Below are 2,883 nucleotides of genomic sequence, written 5' to 3' on the forward strand. Positions count from 1 at the left end.
GGAACCACTATTATCGTATATCGTAGAACCTAAGCGTAAACCGCGTGATCAAGATTTTGTTGTGATTCACTTCAATGAAGAAAATGAAGCACGGTTGAAACAAATTATTATTGATGGTAGCGAGCGCTATTTAAAATCGCTCAATCCAGACATTGAGTCTGTTAAAGTGACTCGTCTTGCTCAAGGTGATCAATTTCTTAGAGTAATGACTCAAGCCAAAGTTGATTACTAAAGTCGTTCTCTCTCCGTCCGGATTGCCGCCCTGAGTACATTGCTGCTTTTCAGCGTCTAGGGGACCTAGCTACTAAGCAAGGTGTCGAGGGAAATTCCATACAGATTAATACGCTGCTTATTCATTTGGATAAAGCCCAAGCCATTCAACAAGACTTAACCTTGGGCCTGGATTACCGATTAACAATAAATTACTATCGCACGAATGAAAAAGGCGAAGCTTACGGATAGCGCAATAGCTGTATTTTACGGTTAAAAAGATTTAACACACTGGGAGTTAGTTAAGACCCAGCAAAATACACTAAGAACTATTGACAACCGCTATTATTTTTTATTCTGATTTCGCTTTCGAAATTTTTTGGGACCGTGTGGTCCGCGACCTCTTGGCATTTTATATCCCTTTTCTTATCTGATTGCTTAATACATCCAAAACCGCATTTACATACTTATACCCTTCCTGGGCACCGAATTCTTTCACTAATTCCAGTGCTTCGTCAATGATTACCTTATACGGCACATCTTTTCGATGAAGCAACTCATACGTGGCCAAACGCAATACTGCCAGTTCTATAGGATTTAAAGCGCTAATATCACGATCTAAATGCGTTACCATCAATTCCTCAATAAGAGCAACCTGCTGGATAGTTCCCGTTACCAAATCTTTAAAATAAAGAAAATCTGCATCAGAAATATCATTTTCTTCAGAAAATTGATTAATTAAAGCATCTGCTGGTGTTTTCCCAAAAGCCCATTGATAGAGGCTTGTAAGCCATAGCGCCGCGCGTTGTGGCGTTTATTATTTTTCATTAGATTTATTTTTCTGCTTTCTCTTTAAACGACGAATTTTATGGCGAAATGTATTGATATCTTGAAAGCTGCGATAGACAACGAAGCAAATCGCAAATAAGCAACTTCATCTAAGCCCGCACTTTTTCCATTACTAACTCACCCACCCACTGAGAACTCACTTCACATTCTCCGCTCGCTCGCAATTTATGAATGATACGTTGAACAGTAGCTTCAATTTGCTCTGTACTGGATAGGGCGTTTTTCTAACGCTTTCAATAATCCCGCACGGAGCTTTTCTTCATCAAATGTATGCACATCGGCCGTCTTGCTTAATGATCCGTGATAGGTTTAATTCAGCCATTTCAAAAGTAGTAAACTGTTCTTGGCATTTTAAACATTCACGGCAGCGCGCACTTTGGCGCTTTCTTCTACCAATCGCGAATCAATTACCTTGCTATCTTCTGCTTTACAAAAAGGACAATACATTAGCAGAGCACCGTTTCTCGACTATATACGGGAAATTGCTGAGTTAATTTTCTTACTTTTTCTTTGATATCAGCAATTACATTTTCATTAGTTGGATCATCTAAAATATCGCAAATCCAATGGCCCAGTTGTGAAACTTCTTTTTCTTTAAACCCCGCGTAGTAACGGCTGGCGTTCCAATTCGAAGACCACTTGTAATAAACGGTGAACGAATTTCTCCAGGTACCGTGTTTTTATTAACAGTAATGTTGGCCTGACCCAGTGCCAGCTCTGCGTCCTTCCCCGATATTTCTTTATCTAATAAGCTCACGAGAAACATGTGGTTTTGTGTGCCGCCTGAAACAACAGCATAATTGCGCTCCATTATTACGGCCACCATAACTTGAGCATTTTTTAAAATTTGTTGTACATAAGATTTAAATTCCGGCTGCATGGCTTCCTTAAACGCTACAGCCTTTGCAGCGATCACATGCATCAAAGGACCGCCTTGTGAGCCTGGAAAAACCGCTGAATTTAAGCGCTTTTCCACTTCGGGATTTGCCTTAGCTAAAATCAGTCCGGAACGAGGCCCTCGCAGTGTTTTGTGAGTAGTGGTTGTCGTCACGTCTGCGATGTTAACGGGAGAAGGATAAACTCCGGCCGCCACCAAGCCTGCCACGTGGGCAATATCGGTTATAAAATAGGCATTAACGTTATCAGCCATTTCACGGAAGCGTTGCCAATCCACTATCCCAGAAAAAGCAGAAAATCCCGCCAAAATCACTTTTGGCCGGTGCATCTCAGCCAACTGCGCTACTTGATCGTAATCAATATCGCCTTCTAAATTTAGTCCATAGTGAACTGCTTTATAAAATTTGCCCGAGAAACTTACTGGCGTACCATGTGTTAAATGCCCTCCATGTGACAGATCCATAGCCAACAAGTTATCCCCAGGATTCATAAGCGCCATGTACGCTTCTGCGTTAGCTTGCGAACCGGAATGAGGTTGGACATTGGCGTAGTCGGCCTTGAATAGGGTTTTCGCCCGATCAATAGCCAATTGCTCAGCAATATCAACAAATTCACAGCCCCCATAATAACGTTTATGAGGATAGCCTTCAGCATATTTATTCGTTAGGACAGATCCCTGAAGCTCTAACACCCGAGGACTCACGTAATTTTCTGAAGCAATTAACTCGATATGTTCTTCTTGCCGTTCCTCTTCGCCACGAACCGCTTGGGCAAGTTCGGGATCGAAGGCTTCTACCGTGAGACTGGGATCGTACATTTACAGGCTCCTTAGTTGGGCTAATAGCGCATTCTACCTGACCCCCGAAGACAATAGAATAGCAATTGGATTAAAGGCCCGTATAAGAAAGGAAAGGAGACGAGGTCCCT

Annotated in this window: 1 protein-coding gene and 4 pseudogenes; 2 read left to right on the top strand and 3 right to left on the bottom strand. The window is 42.1% G+C overall.

Features of this window, described 5'->3' with window-relative positions; translation table 11 throughout:
* Together B1F79_RS03180 and B1F79_RS03185 are read left to right on the top strand one after the other, a co-directional pair.
* The coding region (locus B1F79_RS03180; protein ID WP_251365969.1) for a S24 family peptidase at window positions 1-232 on the top strand (232 nt) is incomplete at its 5' end.
* Between the two features lie 17 nt (window positions 233-249).
* A pseudogene (locus tag B1F79_RS03185) lies at window positions 250-462 on the top strand (7-cyano-7-deazaguanine synthase); the annotation flags it as partial.
* Window positions 463-622: 160 nt separating this feature from the next.
* On the opposite strand, the pseudogene nusB reads toward B1F79_RS03185, so the two are convergent.
* The 3 pseudogenes from nusB to glyA form a co-directional block, all read right to left on the bottom strand.
* Window positions 623-1,038: pseudogene (gene nusB / locus B1F79_RS03190) on the bottom strand (transcription antitermination factor NusB).
* A pseudogene (gene nrdR, locus B1F79_RS03195) lies at window positions 1,028-1,506 on the bottom strand (transcriptional regulator NrdR). The pseudogenes nusB and nrdR overlap by 11 nt, the downstream one beginning before the upstream one ends.
* Window positions 1,506-2,773: pseudogene (gene glyA / locus B1F79_RS03200) on the bottom strand (serine hydroxymethyltransferase). The pseudogenes nrdR and glyA overlap by 1 nt, the downstream one beginning before the upstream one ends.
* Window positions 2,774-2,883 lie beyond the last annotated feature (110 nt).

The organism is Coxiella-like endosymbiont of Rhipicephalus sanguineus, assembly GCF_018687865.1.